Source organism: Tritonibacter litoralis, assembly GCF_009496005.1.
In the GTDB taxonomy this organism is placed as follows: domain Bacteria; phylum Pseudomonadota; class Alphaproteobacteria; order Rhodobacterales; family Rhodobacteraceae; genus Epibacterium; species Epibacterium litoralis.
On record NZ_WIBF01000001.1, the window covers coordinates 303723 to 318900 of the forward strand.

The 15178-nt window shown below is 55.8% G+C and carries 13 protein-coding genes; 10 read left to right on the top strand and 3 right to left on the bottom strand.

Going from position 1 to position 15178, the window contains the following annotated elements; translation table 11 throughout:
- Window positions 1-43 precede the first annotated feature (43 nt).
- Complete coding sequence (locus GFB49_RS01460; RefSeq protein ID WP_153214024.1) at window positions 44-691, bottom strand: invasion associated locus B family protein; 648 nt, start codon at window positions 689-691, stop codon at window positions 44-46.
- Window positions 692-1197: 506 nt separating this feature from the next.
- Here GFB49_RS01460 and GFB49_RS01465 point away from each other — a divergent pair.
- The gene (locus GFB49_RS01465) at window positions 1198-2742 is read left to right on the top strand and encodes a helicase HerA-like domain-containing protein (protein ID WP_153214025.1); all 1545 of its coding nucleotides are present in this window, start codon (window positions 1198-1200) and stop codon (window positions 2740-2742) included.
- 87 nt (window positions 2743-2829) lie between these two features.
- A complete protein-coding gene (locus tag GFB49_RS01470; protein WP_153214026.1) occupies window positions 2830-3942 on the top strand; it encodes a PQQ-dependent sugar dehydrogenase in 1113 nt (370 codons plus the stop codon).
- 5 nt (window positions 3943-3947) lie between these two features.
- On the opposite strand, the gene GFB49_RS01475 is transcribed toward GFB49_RS01470, so the two are convergent.
- Window positions 3948-4934, bottom strand: coding sequence for a GlxA family transcriptional regulator (locus GFB49_RS01475; protein ID WP_153214027.1), 987 nt, complete (start codon window positions 4932-4934; stop codon window positions 3948-3950).
- Between the two features lie 195 nt (window positions 4935-5129).
- Here GFB49_RS01475 and GFB49_RS01480 point away from each other — a divergent pair, with 195 nt between their 5' ends.
- Window positions 5130-6500 (top strand): class II 3-deoxy-7-phosphoheptulonate synthase, encoded by a 1371-nt coding sequence (locus GFB49_RS01480; RefSeq protein WP_153214028.1) that lies wholly within the window; start codon window positions 5130-5132, stop codon window positions 6498-6500.
- Between the two features lie 169 nt (window positions 6501-6669).
- Here the strand turns inward: GFB49_RS01480 and GFB49_RS01485 are convergent, their stop codons facing one another.
- Complete coding sequence (locus tag GFB49_RS01485; RefSeq protein ID WP_153214029.1) at window positions 6670-7524, bottom strand: PAS domain-containing protein; 855 nt, start codon at window positions 7522-7524, stop codon at window positions 6670-6672.
- A 241-nt stretch (window positions 7525-7765) separates the two neighbouring features.
- Between GFB49_RS01485 and GFB49_RS01490 the strand changes: the two genes are divergently transcribed.
- From GFB49_RS01490 to pstA, 7 genes are all read left to right on the top strand, one after another.
- The gene (locus GFB49_RS01490) at window positions 7766-8662 is read left to right on the top strand and encodes a YicC/YloC family endoribonuclease (protein WP_153214030.1); all 897 of its coding nucleotides are present in this window, start codon (window positions 7766-7768) and stop codon (window positions 8660-8662) included.
- 24 nt (window positions 8663-8686) lie between these two features.
- The gene (gene gmk / locus GFB49_RS01495; protein WP_153214031.1) at window positions 8687-9328 is read left to right on the top strand and encodes a guanylate kinase; all 642 of its coding nucleotides are present in this window, start codon (window positions 8687-8689) and stop codon (window positions 9326-9328) included.
- On the top strand, window positions 9325-9846 hold the full coding sequence (locus GFB49_RS01500; RefSeq protein ID WP_153214032.1) for a gamma carbonic anhydrase family protein: 522 nt from the start codon (window positions 9325-9327) through the stop codon (window positions 9844-9846). Before gmk ends, GFB49_RS01500 begins: the two co-directional genes overlap by 4 nt.
- Window positions 9847-9957: 111 nt before the next feature.
- Entirely contained in the window at window positions 9958-11001 is a 1044-nt protein-coding gene (locus tag GFB49_RS01505) for a sensor histidine kinase (RefSeq protein ID WP_153214033.1), read from the top strand.
- A gap of 205 nt (window positions 11002-11206) precedes the next feature.
- Window positions 11207-12262, top strand: coding sequence for a substrate-binding domain-containing protein (locus GFB49_RS01510; protein ID WP_153214034.1), 1056 nt, complete (start codon window positions 11207-11209; stop codon window positions 12260-12262).
- A gap of 106 nt (window positions 12263-12368) precedes the next feature.
- Window positions 12369-13841: a phosphate ABC transporter permease subunit PstC gene (gene pstC, locus GFB49_RS01515; RefSeq protein WP_153214035.1), complete on the top strand. Its 1473-nt coding sequence runs from the start codon at window positions 12369-12371 to the stop codon at window positions 13839-13841.
- Complete coding sequence (gene pstA, locus GFB49_RS01520) at window positions 13841-15166, top strand: phosphate ABC transporter permease PstA (RefSeq protein ID WP_153214036.1); 1326 nt, start codon at window positions 13841-13843, stop codon at window positions 15164-15166. The genes pstC and pstA overlap by 1 nt, the downstream gene beginning before the upstream one ends.
- Window positions 15167-15178 lie beyond the last annotated feature (12 nt).

Genomic DNA, 15178 nt, shown 5'->3' on the forward strand with positions numbered 1-15178 from the left:
AGGCCGCGATGCATAAACATCACGGCCTGTTTTGCGTTGAACTTTATTGTTTAACAATATCAACCACGTTGAAGCCAGCCGTAAAACCGGACAGCGACAGACGCATGCGGATCACCTGTTCCGGCGCCTGAGCGGGCTTCAGCGCAAGAACGGCTTCTTTGCCACGTTTATACGCATCCACATCTTCTTGGGTCAGTGCAATCAGCGCCACACAACCAAGCGGGTTGCAGAAGGAATAGTTGTACCGTTTTGCTGGCGCACCATCGACCGAGATCGACAGACCCGCAGGCAGCAGCGTTTCCAGCGGCACCACAACGGTTGCACCGGCTACGGCTGGGCTGTTTTCCTGTTCGATACGGTGCAAAGACATTTCCGCAACGGGATGTCCTTGTTGGTCGACGACAATTTGCAGCATTGAGCAGGGGTCCTGGTCGGTGTCGGTTTTGACGCAAGCCAGATCCCAATCGCCAAACTGCTCTTTGGAGTAACGTTCACCCAGGCGGGGTTCTTCGGGAACGGTTTCACCAAGGTCAAACGCCAGGCTGTTGCCCCCTGCCGGTGCCTCAGCGTCCTGCGGTGCTGCCTGCTCTGCGTCGGTTTGCGGCGCGGCCGTCTGTGCGTCTTGCGCAACCAAAGGAGTGGCAGCAACCAATGCCATCGCCAATGTAATCGGCGTCAGGGACTTAAACATAAATGCCTCGTTTTTTCTAAGGTCTCTGTCTGCGCGGTTTAACATGCAATCCATGGCGTGTCAGCGTCCGATGCGATCAACACAGGTCATTTAAAAATGTGCGGCAAGATCACGCATCACGCGCCATCACACGCTAAAAAGCACAAACGAAAAAAGGAAACCCGCAGGTTTCCTTTTCTATTCTTCTCCCCGTCGGACTGGCCGACTTAGTTATTGCTTGGGAGGTTACGAGAGCCCGGCAAATCGGTCAACAGTCAATGACAAGAAAATGACAAAGATCTGGATCGGGCTGAAAATTCTTGCGCAGCGCTGATGTTGCATCAGCCGGGGCCGGGAAGAGATTCTGCGAAAAAAAAGGCCGTGCCCGAAGCACGGCCAGTCTGACAGGGAGGAAATGACCACCGATACATCCGCATATGCTTCGTTGGTCACCTTTAACCGTAAGAAAAATTTGTTAATCATATGTTTCCAAGGAAAATCACTCACTTTTCGAGCAGGGACGAGCAATGGTTCACGAAGTTTTCATAGGTAGCAGCGGTGAAAAACATAATCAAAAGCAGATGCTTATCTCCAAATACGCGAACCGGCATGGCCTTATTTCAGGTGCAACGGGTACTGGGAAAACTGTAACATTACAAATCCTGGCCGAGAGTTTTTCCAATATTGGTGTTCCAGTGATTCTCACCGACATCAAAGGCGACCTGTCCGGATTGGCAAAATCCGGTGACAGCGCCCATAAACTGCATGACGCATTTCAATCCCGCGCGCAGAAGATCGGTTTTGACAGTTATCACTATGCGGCCAGCCCAGTAACGTTCTGGGATCTATTTGGTGTGGACGGGCATCCGGTACGCACAACTGTGGCGGAAATGGGGCCACTGTTGTTCTCGCGCCTGTTGGAGTTGAGTGAAACTCAGGAAGGGATTTTGAACATTGCCTTCCGGCTGGCGGATGAACAGGGAATGCCGCTTTTGGACCTAAAAGACCTGCAGGCCCTGTTGGTTTGGGTGGGCGAAAACCGGTCTGATCTGTCCTTGCGCTATGGGAATGTGTCGATCGCCTCGATCGGGGCGATTCAACGCCGCCTCTTGGTGCTGGAAAATCAGGGGGGCGGTGATTTCTTTGGCGAACCTGCTTTGGCCCTGTCGGATCTGATGCGCAGCACACCAGATGGGCGCGGGATGGTGAACATTCTTGCAGCAGACAAGCTTATGGCCTCGCCCCGGCTTTATTCGACCTTTCTCTTGTGGCTTCTGAGCGAGCTGTTCGAAGATCTGCCCGAGGTTGGCGACCCAGACAAACCACGGCTGGTCTTCTTTTTTGACGAGGCGCACCTGTTGTTTGATGACGCGCCCAAAGCCCTGATCGACAAAGTAGAGCAGGTTGCACGCCTGATCCGGTCCAAAGGGGTTGGGGTCTATTTTGTGACCCAGTCGCCGTCGGATGTGCCCGAAGACATTCTGAGCCAGCTTGGCAACCGGATTCAACACGCGCTGCGCGCCTTTACCGCGCGCGACCGTCGCAATCTGAAACTGGCGGCCGAGACCTATCGTGAGAATCCGGAATTCTCGACCGAAGAGGCCATTCAATCCGTGGGCGTCGGAGAAGCCGTGACCTCGCTTTTGCAGAACAAGGGCATTCCCGGCATCGTCCAACGCACGTTAATCCGTCCGCCCAGCAGCCAGTTGGGGCCCATCACGGATGCGGAACGGGCCGAAATTCTGTCCCAATCCTCCTTGGCGTCCAAGTATAATACCCGAGTAGATCGCCATTCTGCCTTTGAGATTTTGCAAAAACGCGCGGATGAAGCGGCACAAGAGGCTGAGGCTGCAGAAGCACGCGCCGAAGCGGAGCCAAGCCCGATGGCCCGTGAATTCAGCGCCGCGCGGCGCTACTCCGGTGGTCGCGTCAGCCGGTCTTCGTCCCGTATGCGGCGTCAACCGGAGACCTTTGGATCGGCGATCTCACAGGCGGTGATCAAAGAGCTGAAGGGAACCACCGGACGCCGGTTGGTGCGCGGCATTTTGGGCGGTTTGTTCAAAGGTAGATAGCCGCCTTCGCAAATGTGATGAGCGGCGGGACAATTTCGGTGCATAGTTCAATCAATCTTGGACTTCGCGCAGCAGAAAGGGATGCCAATGCTCCGGTTTTTAAAAACGGCCTGTATCGCCTCGACCTTGTGGTTTGGCGGGCTTACTGATCTGGCCGCGTTGGAACTGAACACCAGCCAAGGCGCGTTAAAACTGACCAAAGTTGTCGAAGGGTTTGACGTGCCTTGGGGGTTTGCCTTCCTGCCCACGGGCGAGGTTTTGGTCACGGACCGCGAGGGGGAGTTGTTCCTGGTCGAGGGCAACAAGAAATCCCGCATTCGCGGATTGCCGCAGGTCGCGGCGGTCGGGCAGGGTGGGCTTTTGGATGTCCTTGTGCCCCGCGATTTTCCCGAAACACGCGAAATTCTGCTGACCTTGTCCCGCGCGGATGGGCGTGGCGCAGGGACCGCATTGATCAGCGCGACGCTGTCTGCGGATTTGAAATCGATGACGGCGTCCAGGCTGTTGCTGCAGGTGCCGGGCGTTGATGGCGGGCGGCACTTTGGCTCTCGCATACGCGAAGCGACGGATGGGTCGATCTTTATGACGTTGGGTGATCGCGGAGACCGCGACAGCGCGCAGAACTTGGCCAGCCTGCACGGCAGCGTCTTGCGCATCAACCGCGATGGAAGCCCCTTTCGCGGCAACCCGTTTTTGAAGCATTCCGATGTCGCGCCTGAAATCTGGTCCTTTGGCCACCGTAACCCCCAAGGCCTGGCGATTGATGGGGCAGGGCAGATCTGGGCTGTGGAACATGGGGCGCGTGGCGGCGACGAGGTGAACCGGATCCAGAAAGGGGCCAATTTTGGCTGGCCTGTCATCGCCTACGGCCGCAATTATTCCGGTACAAAAATCGGCATTGGCACGTCCAAATCCGGGATGGAGCAGCCTGCGTTTTACTGGGATCCCTCCATCGCGCCCTCAGGCATGATGATTTATTCCGGCAAGCTGTGGCCAGAATGGAAAGGCGACATGTTCATCGGGTCGCTCAAGTTTGACTATATCTCACGCCTTGAGGGCTCGCCCCTGCGTGAGGAAGAGCAGCTGCGCCATGCGGTCACCGGGCGCATCCGCGACATTCGCGAAGCCCCCGATGGCAGCATCTGGTTTGCCACCGAATACGAGGGTGCTTTGTACAAGATCACTCCCAACGGATCCTGATTGCTCTAAGGCAACTCCGGCCCGGCCCGCGTGCCACGCTCCCGATAGGGTGTGGTATCATAATGCGACCGGTAGCATTTGGAGAAATGCGATGGGGAGGCAAACCCACAGGCCAGCGCCACGTTGATCACCGACAGATCCGTTTGCATCAGAAGATTGCGCGCCTTTTGCAGACGCAGCTCCATGTAATACCGCTTGGGCGACCGGTTCAGATATCGGCGAAACAGCCGTTCCAACTGCCGTGTCGACATCCCGACCTCTTGTGCCAGGGTGGCCGGGCTGATCGGTTCCTCGATATTGGTTTCCATCTTTTGGATGACTTGCGACAGTTTTGGATGCCGCACCCCAATGCGCGATGGCACCGACAGACGTTGGCTGTCCTGTTCCGTGCGAATATTGGAATAAATCATCTGATCCGCCACGGCATTGGCCAGCTCTTCGCCTTGGTCGCGCGCAATCAGGTTCAGCATCAGATCAATGGTCGACGTACCACCCGCCGCTGTGACACGTTTTCCATCCACCACATAAACAGATTTGGTCAGCTCAACATCCATGAACTCTTCGGTAAAACTGTCAATATTTTCCCAGTGAATGGTCGAACGTTTCCCGTCCAAAAGCCCTGCTTTGGCCAGAACATAAGAGCCGGTGCACAAAGCGCCGATGGTTGCCCCCTTGCGCGCTTCGCGGCGCAGCCAGCTGATCAGGCGCGGGCTGGTTGCATCACGAACCCGAACCCCACCACAGACCAGAACCGTGTCATCACGGCCAATCTCGCAGAAATCAGAATCCAGCAAAAAGGCAGGCCCAGCTGAACAGTTAGCCTCTTCTCCGCCATCACCAACAAGCGTCCATTCAAAGAGCGTTTTATCACTCATCTTATTGGCCAAACGCAGCGCGTCCAAAGCCGACGAGAACGGCAACAAAGTAAACCTGTCCAACAACACAAAGACGAACCGACGGGGCGATCCAGACTGCGCACGCTGAGTATTCATGCTTGGCACCTGCGAGAGTAAGAACACCATGTGAATCAAACCCTTTGGCGACGGGTCACTTTTGGGTCTGGCAGAAACCCTGCTCACAGGTTTTTATTTTGGTCAAGCCCACGCAAATCGGAACTGGCCACATTGAGACCGTTTTTGTATAGGTGGCCTCCAACGATCCTATGACGCGATCACGGAGAATGAGCGATGAGTGATTGGCAAAAGTCGAACTGGCGTAACAAGCCACGAGTTCAGATGCCGGACTATACCGATGCAGCAGCACTGCAGAAGGTCGAAGCACAGCTGTCGAAATACCCGCCGCTGGTCTTTGCTGGCGAAGCCCGCCGCCTGAAAGAGCATTTGGGTGCCGCAGGGCGCGGCGAAGCCTTCCTGCTGCAAGGGGGCGACTGCGCGGAAAGCTTTGATCAATTCAGCGCCGATGCGATCCGAGATACTTTTAAGGTCATGCTGCAGATGGCGTTGGTTCTGACCTATGCCGCCAAGGTGCCGGTGGTCAAAGTGGGTCGGATGGCGGGTCAATTCGCCAAACCACGGTCTGCGCCAACCGAAACCGTCAATGGCGTGGAATTGCCAAGCTATCGCGGTGATATCATCAACGAGCTGGCCTTTACCTCAGAAGCGCGCATCCCAGATCCGAAAAAGATGCTGCAGGCCTATACCCAGGCGTCCGCAACGCTGAACCTGTTGCGGGCGTTTTCCACCGGGGGCTATGCGGATCTGAACCAGGTCCACGCCTGGACTTTGGGCTTTACGGAAACCGAAAAGGCCGAAGCCTATCGTGAGATGGCAAACCGGATCACCGACGCGCTTGATTTCATGAAGGCGGCTGGCGTGACGGCAGATATCGCGCATACGTTGGAATCAGTGGATTTCTACACCAGCCACGAAGGGTTGCTGCTGGAGTATGAAGAGGCGCTGACGCGCAACGATTCCACCTCGGGCAAATGGCTTGCCGGGTCGGGCCACATGATCTGGATCGGTGACCGCACCCGTCAGCCTGACGGCGCACATGTGGAGTTCTGCCGTGGAGTTTTGAACCCGATCGGTCTGAAATGTGGTCCAACCACCACCGCAGAAGATCTGAAGGTTCTAATGTCCAAGCTGAACCCCGAGAACGAAGAGGGCCGCTTGACCCTGATCGCTCGGTTTGGTGCGGGCAAAGCGGGCGACCACCTGCCGCGTCTGATCAAAGCCGTCAAAGAAGAAGGTGCCAAAGTGACCTGGGTCTGTGACCCGATGCATGGCAACACCATCAAATCCGCAACCGGTTACAAAACCCGCCCGTTTGAGCAGGTTCTGGGCGAGGTGCGTGACTTTTTTGGCGTGCACAAGGCCGAAGGGACCGTCCCCGGTGGTGTGCATTTTGAGATGACTGGTCAGGACGTCACCGAATGCACCGGCGGTGTTCACGCGGTGACCGAAGAAGATCTGTCGGCACGTTACCACACCGCGTGTGACCCGCGTCTGAATGCCAGCCAATCGCTGGAGCTGGCTTTTTTGGTGGCCGAAGAGATCACCAAGCAACGCAACACCAGCGCGGCACGCGCAGCGGGCTAATCACCGCGCACAAGAAAAATCAAAACGGCGCGCCCATCCGGCGCGCCTTTTTTGTGTCACGCCCCAAAAGGGAAACGCCCCGAGCGTTCTGCTGCGGGGCGCTGGATGCTTTCAAAACGGTGACCAATTCGTTCTAAAAGCGGGATAAATTTTAGAGATCGGGGAGCACTTAATCTTTGCTGACGACCAAACGCAGATGCGTTCCGCGGGCCGCCCTGGGCTGTTCCGGCTCTTCCTCTTGCGCGGTTTCAGTCGACACTTTGTCCGCTTCGGCCTTGCGTCGTTTCAGCAGGTTGCGTGCCTCTTCCATAATGCTTGGCTCAGCTTTGAAACGGGTCTGCGTTTCAGCAAAGCCCGGGTTCACTACATTGGTGTCGGCTTTTGCCGGTGCTTTTTCAGGGCGATCCGTAACCTCGGTCCGTGCTTTGGCCTTGAACTCCATATCCTGGATCGGATCGGCGGAAACGGAGCGCATATCGATGCTGCTGATCGCGAAGCGCTGCGATACGCCCGTTGGGTTGCCTTCGGAAACAAACACACCCAGCGCGCGGCTGATATCGCCCAGATCACTGCGCAGGGGCAGCAGCAACATATGTGCTTCACGGGCACCACGGGTGCGGGTGGTTTCGGTTTGAAGACCCATTTCAACAATCGCCGGGGTTTCAAACATGCTTTCCATCGCAGCGCTCAGCTGTTTGCGCGCTTCAGGGGTGAAAAACGCGCTCAGCGGCATGCCGCGGACTTCCATACCAGCCATTTCATTGACTTTCTGACCCGCCAGACGGAAACGCACAATACCCGGCGCAATACGTTCAACAATGAACGTCTGGCTCAGAATGTTTTCCAGCCCACGCGGATCCACCTGTGACCGGCTGGGCACGTCATCGCCGCGACGCAAGGCAGTCCAATATGCCTCGGCCTGGCGCAAAGGTGTCAGCGACACACGGTTACGGAAGCGACCCATAGATACGACCTTGTCCTGCTCTGTCCCTTGTTTGGAACCATTGCGACCGCCAAAAAACATAGCTGTTATCCTTATTGCATCCGTTTAGAACCAGCCCTTCCAGATGCCCCATCGCGTCTTTAGGATTAGCTCTATTTTGGTTACCTTGGAGTTAACATGCCATAATATGAATCAATTTTGGACGACTTCTTTAAGCAATGGTTAACGCTTAAGTATAGGAGGCTTCCCATATCTCCTTGTCCATCCCCTATCCAAAGGGATAGGAAACAAATAAATCCTTGTTTTTATATGGAGTTTACCCATGGCGCTCAGTTCTATGACCGGCTTTGCTTCTTCTCAAGGCACGATTGACACCCACGCGTGGAGCTGGGAGATCCGTTCTGTTAACGCAAAAGGATTGGATTTGCGCCTTCGGGTACCGGATTGGCTGGAAGGCCTAGAACAATACCTAAGAACCGAACTAGGCAAGGCACTTTCGCGCGGGAATGTCTCTCTTTCGATACGTATTTCCACCGAAGCAGCAGAGGGACAGACCTTTGCCGTCAATAAAAAAGTCCTGCAGTCGTTGTTGGCCGCGATGGCTGTTGCCGAAAAAGACGCGGCAACGCATGGGATCCCCCTTGATCGTGCAACCGCCGCTGATCTGGTGTCGATGCGCGGTGTCCTGGAACAAGAGCAAACCGAGACCGACCCGGCTCCATTGCTTGCCGCTCTGAAAAAGGATTTCGAAACCCTTTTGGCGGAATTCGTTCAAATGCGGGGCAGCGAAGGTGCGGCGCTGGAACAGGTCCTGACAAGTCAATTGGCCCAAATGGAAGATCTGCGCGCGCAAGCCTTGGCCTGCGTAGAGACGCGCAAAGACGATGCAAACGCCGCCTTTAAAGCGGCGCTGGCGCGTGTGATCGATAATGTGGATGGGCTGGACCAAGACCGCGTTGCCCAAGAGCTTGCGCTGCTGGCTGTGAAGTCCGACGTCACCGAAGAGCTGGACCGGTTGGACGCCCACATCAAGGCCGCAGCGGAACTGTTGGCCAAAGGCGGAGCGGTTGGGCGGCGGCTCGACTTTTTGATGCAAGAGTTTAACCGCGAAGCCAATACACTGTGTTCCAAATCACAGCACAGCGCTATGACCCGCATTGGTCTGGAGATGAAAGCGGTCATTGACCAAATGCGCGAACAGGTTCAGAACGTCGAATAATTTGGCCAGGAAAGGGCATCCAGCATGAGCAACCGTCGCGGTCTTTTGATTATCCTCAGCTCTCCGTCCGGCGCAGGGAAGTCGACCCTGGCCAAACGTCTGCGTGCCTGGGATCCGACGATTTGTTTTTCGGTCTCCGCCACCACGCGCAAACCACGTCCCGGCGAAGAAGACGGCAAGGATTACCACTTTTCAACGGTCGAAGATTTCAAAAGCGCGGTCAAAGAAGGTGAAATGCTGGAACACGCCTTTGTCTTTGGCAATTTCTATGGCTCCCCCAAAGGGCCGGTCAAAGCGGCGATTGATGCAGGCCAGGATGTCTTGTTTGACATCGACTGGCAAGGTGCGCAGCAAATTCGCAACTCGGACCTGGGCCAGCACACGCTGTCGATTTTCTTGCTGCCCCCTTCCATTCACGAGCTGAAACGACGTCTGGAAAGCCGAGGCCAGGACGATGCAGAAACCATCGACCGCCGTATGCAGAAAAGCTGGGATGAGATCTCTCACTGGGGGTCTTATGATCATGTGCTGGTCAATGACGACCTTGATGCGACAGAAGAGGCGCTCAAGACCATTATCTCGGCCATCCGCCTGCGCCGCATTCAACAGCCACAATTGGTGGACCATGTACGCACCCTGCAGGCCGAGTTTGAGGAGATGTCATGACCCTTTACGCACTGGGCACGCTGGAACCGAAGATTGCGGACGACACCTGGGTGGCACCGGATGCCAATCTGATCGGGCAAGTCGTGCTGGACACTGGCGCCTCGGTCTGGTTCGGCTGCACCATTCGCGCGGATCATGAAATCATCCATATTTCGGCCGGCACCAATGTGCAGGAAAATGTGGTGATGCACATCGACAAAGGCTATCCGCTGACCATCGGAACCAATTGCACCATCGGTCACAAGGCGATGCTGCATGGGTGTACCATTGGAGACAACACCCTGATCGGTATGGGGGCGACCATATTAAATGGCGCAAAGATCGGCAAAAACTGTCTGATCGGGGCAGGGGCACTTGTGACCGAGGGCAAGGACATTCCCGACAACTCATTGGTTATGGGTTCCCCCGGCAAAGTGGTGCGCGAAGTGGATACAGCCCTTGCTGCCAAGCTGACCCAAAGCGCGGTTCTTTATCAGGAGAATATGCGCAAGTTTCGGGATGATTTGCGCCCGATCTGATATATACCCCGACCTCGACGCAACTATAGGTTTTGTCGTTCGTTAAGGATTTTGCCACGTGCCCTTTACAATTCCGAGGTAGTGAGCCGCATTCAAATTAGGATGTATGTTATGTCTGACGATCTGATCCGCGGTTTCTTGGATGCGATCCCACAGCCGGCCCTGTTAATTGATCAAAGCGAGCGCATGATTGGCGCGAATTCTTCGGCGATCTCCTTGCTGGGGAACGCGATTGTCGGTCGTCACTTTGCGACCATTCTGCGCCAACCTCAGGTGATTGCCGCGATCGAAGGCTGCCTGCATGACCGTGCCCCCAAGTCGGCCCGCCACCTGTCCAATGATGGTGCCCAAGACACAAGTTTCGATGTCACCTTGCGTTATGTGCCAGGGATCGGAGCGGTTAATGGCGGCGCTGCGCTGCTGAGCTTTGTGGATGTCACTGACCGTGAACAGGCCAGCCAGATGCGGCGGGATTTTGTCGCCAATGTCAGCCACGAGTTGCGCACGCCTTTGACGGCTCTGATGGGGTTCATTGAAACGCTTCGGGGTCCTGCACGAGATGATGCCAAGGCTCGGGATCGGTTTTTGGACATTATGGAAGGTGAAGCCAACCGGATGAATCGTCTGGTCGGCGATCTTCTGTCTCTCAACCGGGTTGAAAGCGAAGAGCGGGTGCGCCCCAAGGAAGACGTGGACCTGAACGGGCGCTTGGCTTCAACCATCAAGACGCTGGAACCTCTGGCCGCGGCACAGGGCACGGTATTGGAACTGTATGTGCCCGAAGAGGGGATCACCGTCAAAGGTGACCCGGATCAGCTGCAACAAGTGTTCACCAATCTGGTCGAAAACGCGATTAAATACGGTGGCGACAAGGTAGAGCTGCGGCTGCACGCGTCGGAACGGGACCCGGCTGTGCGGGCCGCAGCAGCACGTATTCAGGTTATCGACAATGGCCCCGGAATTGACCCGGTGCATCTGCCACGGCTGACAGAACGGTTCTACCGCGCCGATAGTCACAGATCCCGAGAAATGGGCGGGACCGGCCTTGGACTGGCAATTGTCAAACATATCGTAAACCGGCACCGCGGCCGGATGCGGGTTGAAAGCCATGTTGGCAAAGGCTCGGTCTTTACAGTGATTTTGCCTTTATGTTGAATATGTTAAATCATACTTGCGAAATTTCCCTTTTCAAAGGTCGTAACCACTGATTCTCACAATCAGTGGTTTTTTTTAGCAAACCACGCCCATTGTCATATAGCTGTTACATACCTGTCACAAAAGGCTCATGTGGCCCGCTTACCACGTCCCACAGATCATCGTGGGGGTGATCGAAAAAAAACTCTTACTCATGGAGACAGATATGTCCTTTGTGAAACTGACCGCATCCGCGCTGGCAATTGCAGCCGTATCCGCAACTGCAGCAGCAGCTCGCGACCAAGTGCAGGTTGCTGGTTCGTCCACCGTTCTGCCTTACGCTTCTATCGTTGCTGAAGCATTTGGCGAAAACTTCGACTTCCCAACTCCGGTTGTTGAATCCGGTGGTTCTTCCGCTGGCCTGAAGCGCTTCTGTGAAGGTGTTGGCGAAAACACCATCGACGTTGCAAACGCATCTCGCGCGATCAAAGAAAAAGAAATCAAAGCATGTGCCGAAGCTGGTGTTACCGACATCATCGAAGTGCGCATCGGTTATGATGGCATCGTTTTCGCTTCCGACATCAACGGCAACGAATTCGCTTACACCCCGACCGACTGGTTCCTGGCTCTGTCCGACAAAGTTCTGGTTGACGGCAAACTGGTTGACAACCCGAACAAAACTTGGGCCGACGTTAACGCAGACTTCCCTGCGCAAGACATCCAAGCCTTCATCCCGGGTACCAAGCACGGCACCCGTGAAGTTTTCGAAGACAAAGTGATCCTGGCTGGCTGTGAAGCAACTGGCGCGTTCGAAGCATTCCTGCACAACGCAGAAGGCGACAGCGACAAAGCCAAGAAAAAAGCTGCTGAAAAAGCATGTATCGCTCTGCGTACCGATGGCGTTTCCGTTGACATCGACGGCGACTACACCGAGACCCTGGCGCGCATCGAAAGCAACAAAGACGGCATCGGCGTCTTCGGCCTGGCTTTCTATGAGAACAACACCGACAAGCTGCAAGTTGCAACTATGTCCGGTATCGTTCCTTCCACCGAGTCCATCGCGACCGGTGAGTACCCTGTATCCCGTCCGCTGTTCTTCTACGTGAAGAAAGCACACATCGGCGTGATCCCTGGCCTGAAAGAATACGCTGAGTTCTTCGTATCTGACGAAGTTGCTGGCTCCGACGGCCCGCTGTCCGAGTACGGTCTGGTTGCTGACCCTGAGCTGGTTAAAACTCAGGAAGCAGTTTCCGCAGAAGCGGTTCTGGGCGGCAACTCCTAAGCTCGCCCCGCGCACCTAAGATAGTGGCCGGGGTAGGGTGACCTGCCCCGGCCAACTTTTTTCCTGCAACAGATCCTTCTGTCGGTTTCCGAAAACGGAGCTTTAAATGCCCACTCTTTGGCTCGTTGCTTCTCTCCTTTTGCTGGCGGTTGCCGGTTTTGTCGTCGGGCGTCAAAGGGCGTTGTCGACGGCAGGTGGAGACGCAAAAGAACTTCATTCGCTGCCCTCCTACTATGGGCATAACGTAGCCTTCACCACATTGGTTCCTGCCCTCGGGGCTTTGGCCATTTGGCTGCTTGTGCAGCCTATGTTTATTGAATCTCGCGTGTCCAAAATGATCCCCGACGAGATGGCGCCTGATCGTCCCACATTGGGTCTGGTCATGAGCGACGTCCGTCGCGTCGCCGAAGGTCTGGATATCGCGGTTGCCCGCGGTGCTTTGTCGGCTGATGACGCACGCTCGCTCCGCACTGAATTTACAGACGTTCGTGGACGCCTGGGCGAAGTTGGCGTGGCTTTGGGTGCTGACGTGCGCCCCGAAGTTTTGCGCGCGGCCCAACGGTACCGGGTCATGAGCAAAACCGGAAACCGCATGATGGGGATTGTCATCGGGGTACTCGCAATTGTCGGGTTTGCCTGGTCCTACATGCAGACGCACAAAGATTTCCGCGCGCGCAACGTGGTCGAAAAGGGCGTCTTGTCCCTGTTGATCCTGGCCGCGTCTCTGGCGATCTTGACCACCATCGGCATTGTTTTGTCGATGTTCTTTGAGACAATCAACTTCTTCAAGCTGCACAACGCGTCAGACTTCTTCCTTGGCGGCACCTGGGCTCCAAACTTTCGCGGGGACTCGGAACTGTCGATCCTGCCGCTTCTGTGGGGCACGCTCTACATCTCGTTCATTGCGTTGCTGGTTGCGGTTCCTGTGGGTCTGTTTGCAGCGATCTACCTGTCGGAATATGCCAACAACGCGGTTCGGTCCTTTGCCAAACCGCTGTTGGAGATCCTCGCGGGTATCCCAACCATCGTTTACGGTCTGTTTGCATTGCTGACTGTTGGTCCGCTGCTGGTGAACACCTTTGGTAAAGGTGGCGCGCTGGGTGTGGAATGGATGGCCGGTGCGACATCGGTTCTGACGGCGGGCGTGGTTATGGGCATCATGCTGATCCCGTTTGTGTCCTCTCTGTCGGATGACATCATCAACGCGGTTCCGCAGTCCATGCGCGATGGCTCGCTCGGTCTGGGCGCGACCAAGTCGGAAACAATCCGCCAGGTTGTTATGCCTGCAGCGCTTCCGGGTATCGTTGGTGCGATCCTCTTGGCCGCGTCCCGCGCCATTGGTGAAACCATGATCGTGGTTATGGGGGCGGGCGCGATTGCCAAGTTCTCGGCCAACCCGCTGGAAAGCATGACCACAATTACCACCCGTATCGTGAGCCAGCTGACAGGGGACACCGACTTTGCGTCGCCTGAAACTCTGGTGGCCTTTGCACTGGGTCTGACACTCTTTGTCCTGACGCTGGGTCTGAACGTTCTCGCGCTTTATATCGTGCGCAAATACCGGGAGCAGTACGAATAATGTCGGATACATCCAAAACATCCTTGCTGGCCTTGACGCCGCGGACCAAGGCGCGCAACGCTGCAGAGAAACGGTTCCGCGCCTATGGGATCGCCGCGATTGCGGTGGGTCTGATGATGCTGATCGTCTTGGTCACCAACATCATCGGCAAAGGCACCGGTGCCTTCCAGCAGACCTTTGTCACTTTGAATGTTGAGCTGCTGGAAAGCAAGCTGGACAAAAAAGGCAACCGTGATCTTGATGACATCAAAAAGGTCACGACCTTTGGCTATAACCCGCTGATCCGGGGGGCCATGGAAGCCAAACTGGCTGAGATCGGCATCGAAACCGATATGAAAGGCAAAGACCTGGAAGGGATCCTGTCCAAAGGCGCGGTGGGCCAACTGCGTGAATATGTGACTACCAACCCGGACAAGATCGGCGAAACGGTTGAGTTCCGCTTTCTGGCGCAAAGCCGTGTCGACGGCTACCTTAAAGGTCGCGTAACCCGGGAGAGCATTGAAAACGACAAAGCAATCTCGGTTGAGCAGCTGGAGCTGGTAGACCAACTGGTGGATGCCGGTGTGATCGTCAAAACCTTCAACGCTGACTTCATTCTGGGTGCTGACGCTTCGGACCAACGTCCCGAGGCTGCGGGTATCGGTGTTGCGATGCTGGGGTCTTTGTCCATGATGCTGGTGGTTCTGGCGCTTGCGCTGCCCATTGGTGTTGCGGCCTCGATCTACTTGGAAGAGTTCGCGCCCAAGAACCGTCTGACTGACATCATCGAGGTCAATATCTCAAACCTCGCTGCGGTTCCGTCGATCGTGTTTGGTATCCTGGGCCTGGCCGTATTCATCAACTATATGCACCTGCCGACCTCTGCGCCGCTGGTGGGTGGTCTGGTGCTGACGCTGATGACCCTGCCGACCATCATCATCTCGACCCGCGCGTCGCTGAAGGCGGTTCCACCGTCGATCCGTGATGCGGCACTGGGTGTCGGGGCGTCCAAGATGCAGTCCGTGTTCCACCACGTTCTGCCGCTGGCTGCTCCTGGTATCCTCACCGGCACCATTATCGGCCTCGCACAAGCCTTGGGCGAGACCGCACCGCTGCTTCTGATTGGTATGGTTGGCTTTATCGCCTCCAACCCACCAGAAACACTGGTTGATGGCCTTCTGGCCCCGAACTCGGCCATGCCTGCCCAGATCTATGAATGGGCGAAACGTGCTGACCCTGCGTTCTATGAACGTGCCTGGGGTGGCATCATCATCCTGCTCGTGTTCCTTGTTACAATGAACACACTCGCCGTCATCCTGCGTCGTCGCTTTGAGCGTCGCTGGTAATTGGAGGACACT

Coding starts and splice junctions, on each gene's coding strand:
- GFB49_RS01460 (WP_153214024.1), bottom strand. CDS start 691: ATGTTTAAGTCCCTGACGCCGATTACATTGGCGATGGCATTGGTTGCT.
- GFB49_RS01465 (WP_153214025.1), top strand. CDS start 1,198: ATGGTTCACGAAGTTTTCATAGGTAGCAGCGGTGAAAAACATAATCAA.
- GFB49_RS01470 (WP_153214026.1), top strand. CDS start 2,830: ATGCTCCGGTTTTTAAAAACGGCCTGTATCGCCTCGACCTTGTGGTTT.
- GFB49_RS01475 (WP_153214027.1), bottom strand. CDS start 4,934: ATGAATACTCAGCGTGCGCAGTCTGGATCGCCCCGTCGGTTCGTCTTT.
- GFB49_RS01480 (WP_153214028.1), top strand. CDS start 5,130: ATGAGTGATTGGCAAAAGTCGAACTGGCGTAACAAGCCACGAGTTCAG.
- GFB49_RS01485 (WP_153214029.1), bottom strand. CDS start 7,524: ATGTTTTTTGGCGGTCGCAATGGTTCCAAACAAGGGACAGAGCAGGAC.
- GFB49_RS01490 (WP_153214030.1), top strand. CDS start 7,766: ATGGCGCTCAGTTCTATGACCGGCTTTGCTTCTTCTCAAGGCACGATT.
- gmk (WP_153214031.1), top strand. CDS start 8,687: ATGAGCAACCGTCGCGGTCTTTTGATTATCCTCAGCTCTCCGTCCGGC.
- GFB49_RS01500 (WP_153214032.1), top strand. CDS start 9,325: ATGACCCTTTACGCACTGGGCACGCTGGAACCGAAGATTGCGGACGAC.
- GFB49_RS01505 (WP_153214033.1), top strand. CDS start 9,958: ATGTCTGACGATCTGATCCGCGGTTTCTTGGATGCGATCCCACAGCCG.
- GFB49_RS01510 (WP_153214034.1), top strand. CDS start 11,207: ATGTCCTTTGTGAAACTGACCGCATCCGCGCTGGCAATTGCAGCCGTA.
- pstC (WP_153214035.1), top strand. CDS start 12,369: ATGCCCACTCTTTGGCTCGTTGCTTCTCTCCTTTTGCTGGCGGTTGCC.
- pstA (WP_153214036.1), top strand. CDS start 13,841: ATGTCGGATACATCCAAAACATCCTTGCTGGCCTTGACGCCGCGGACC.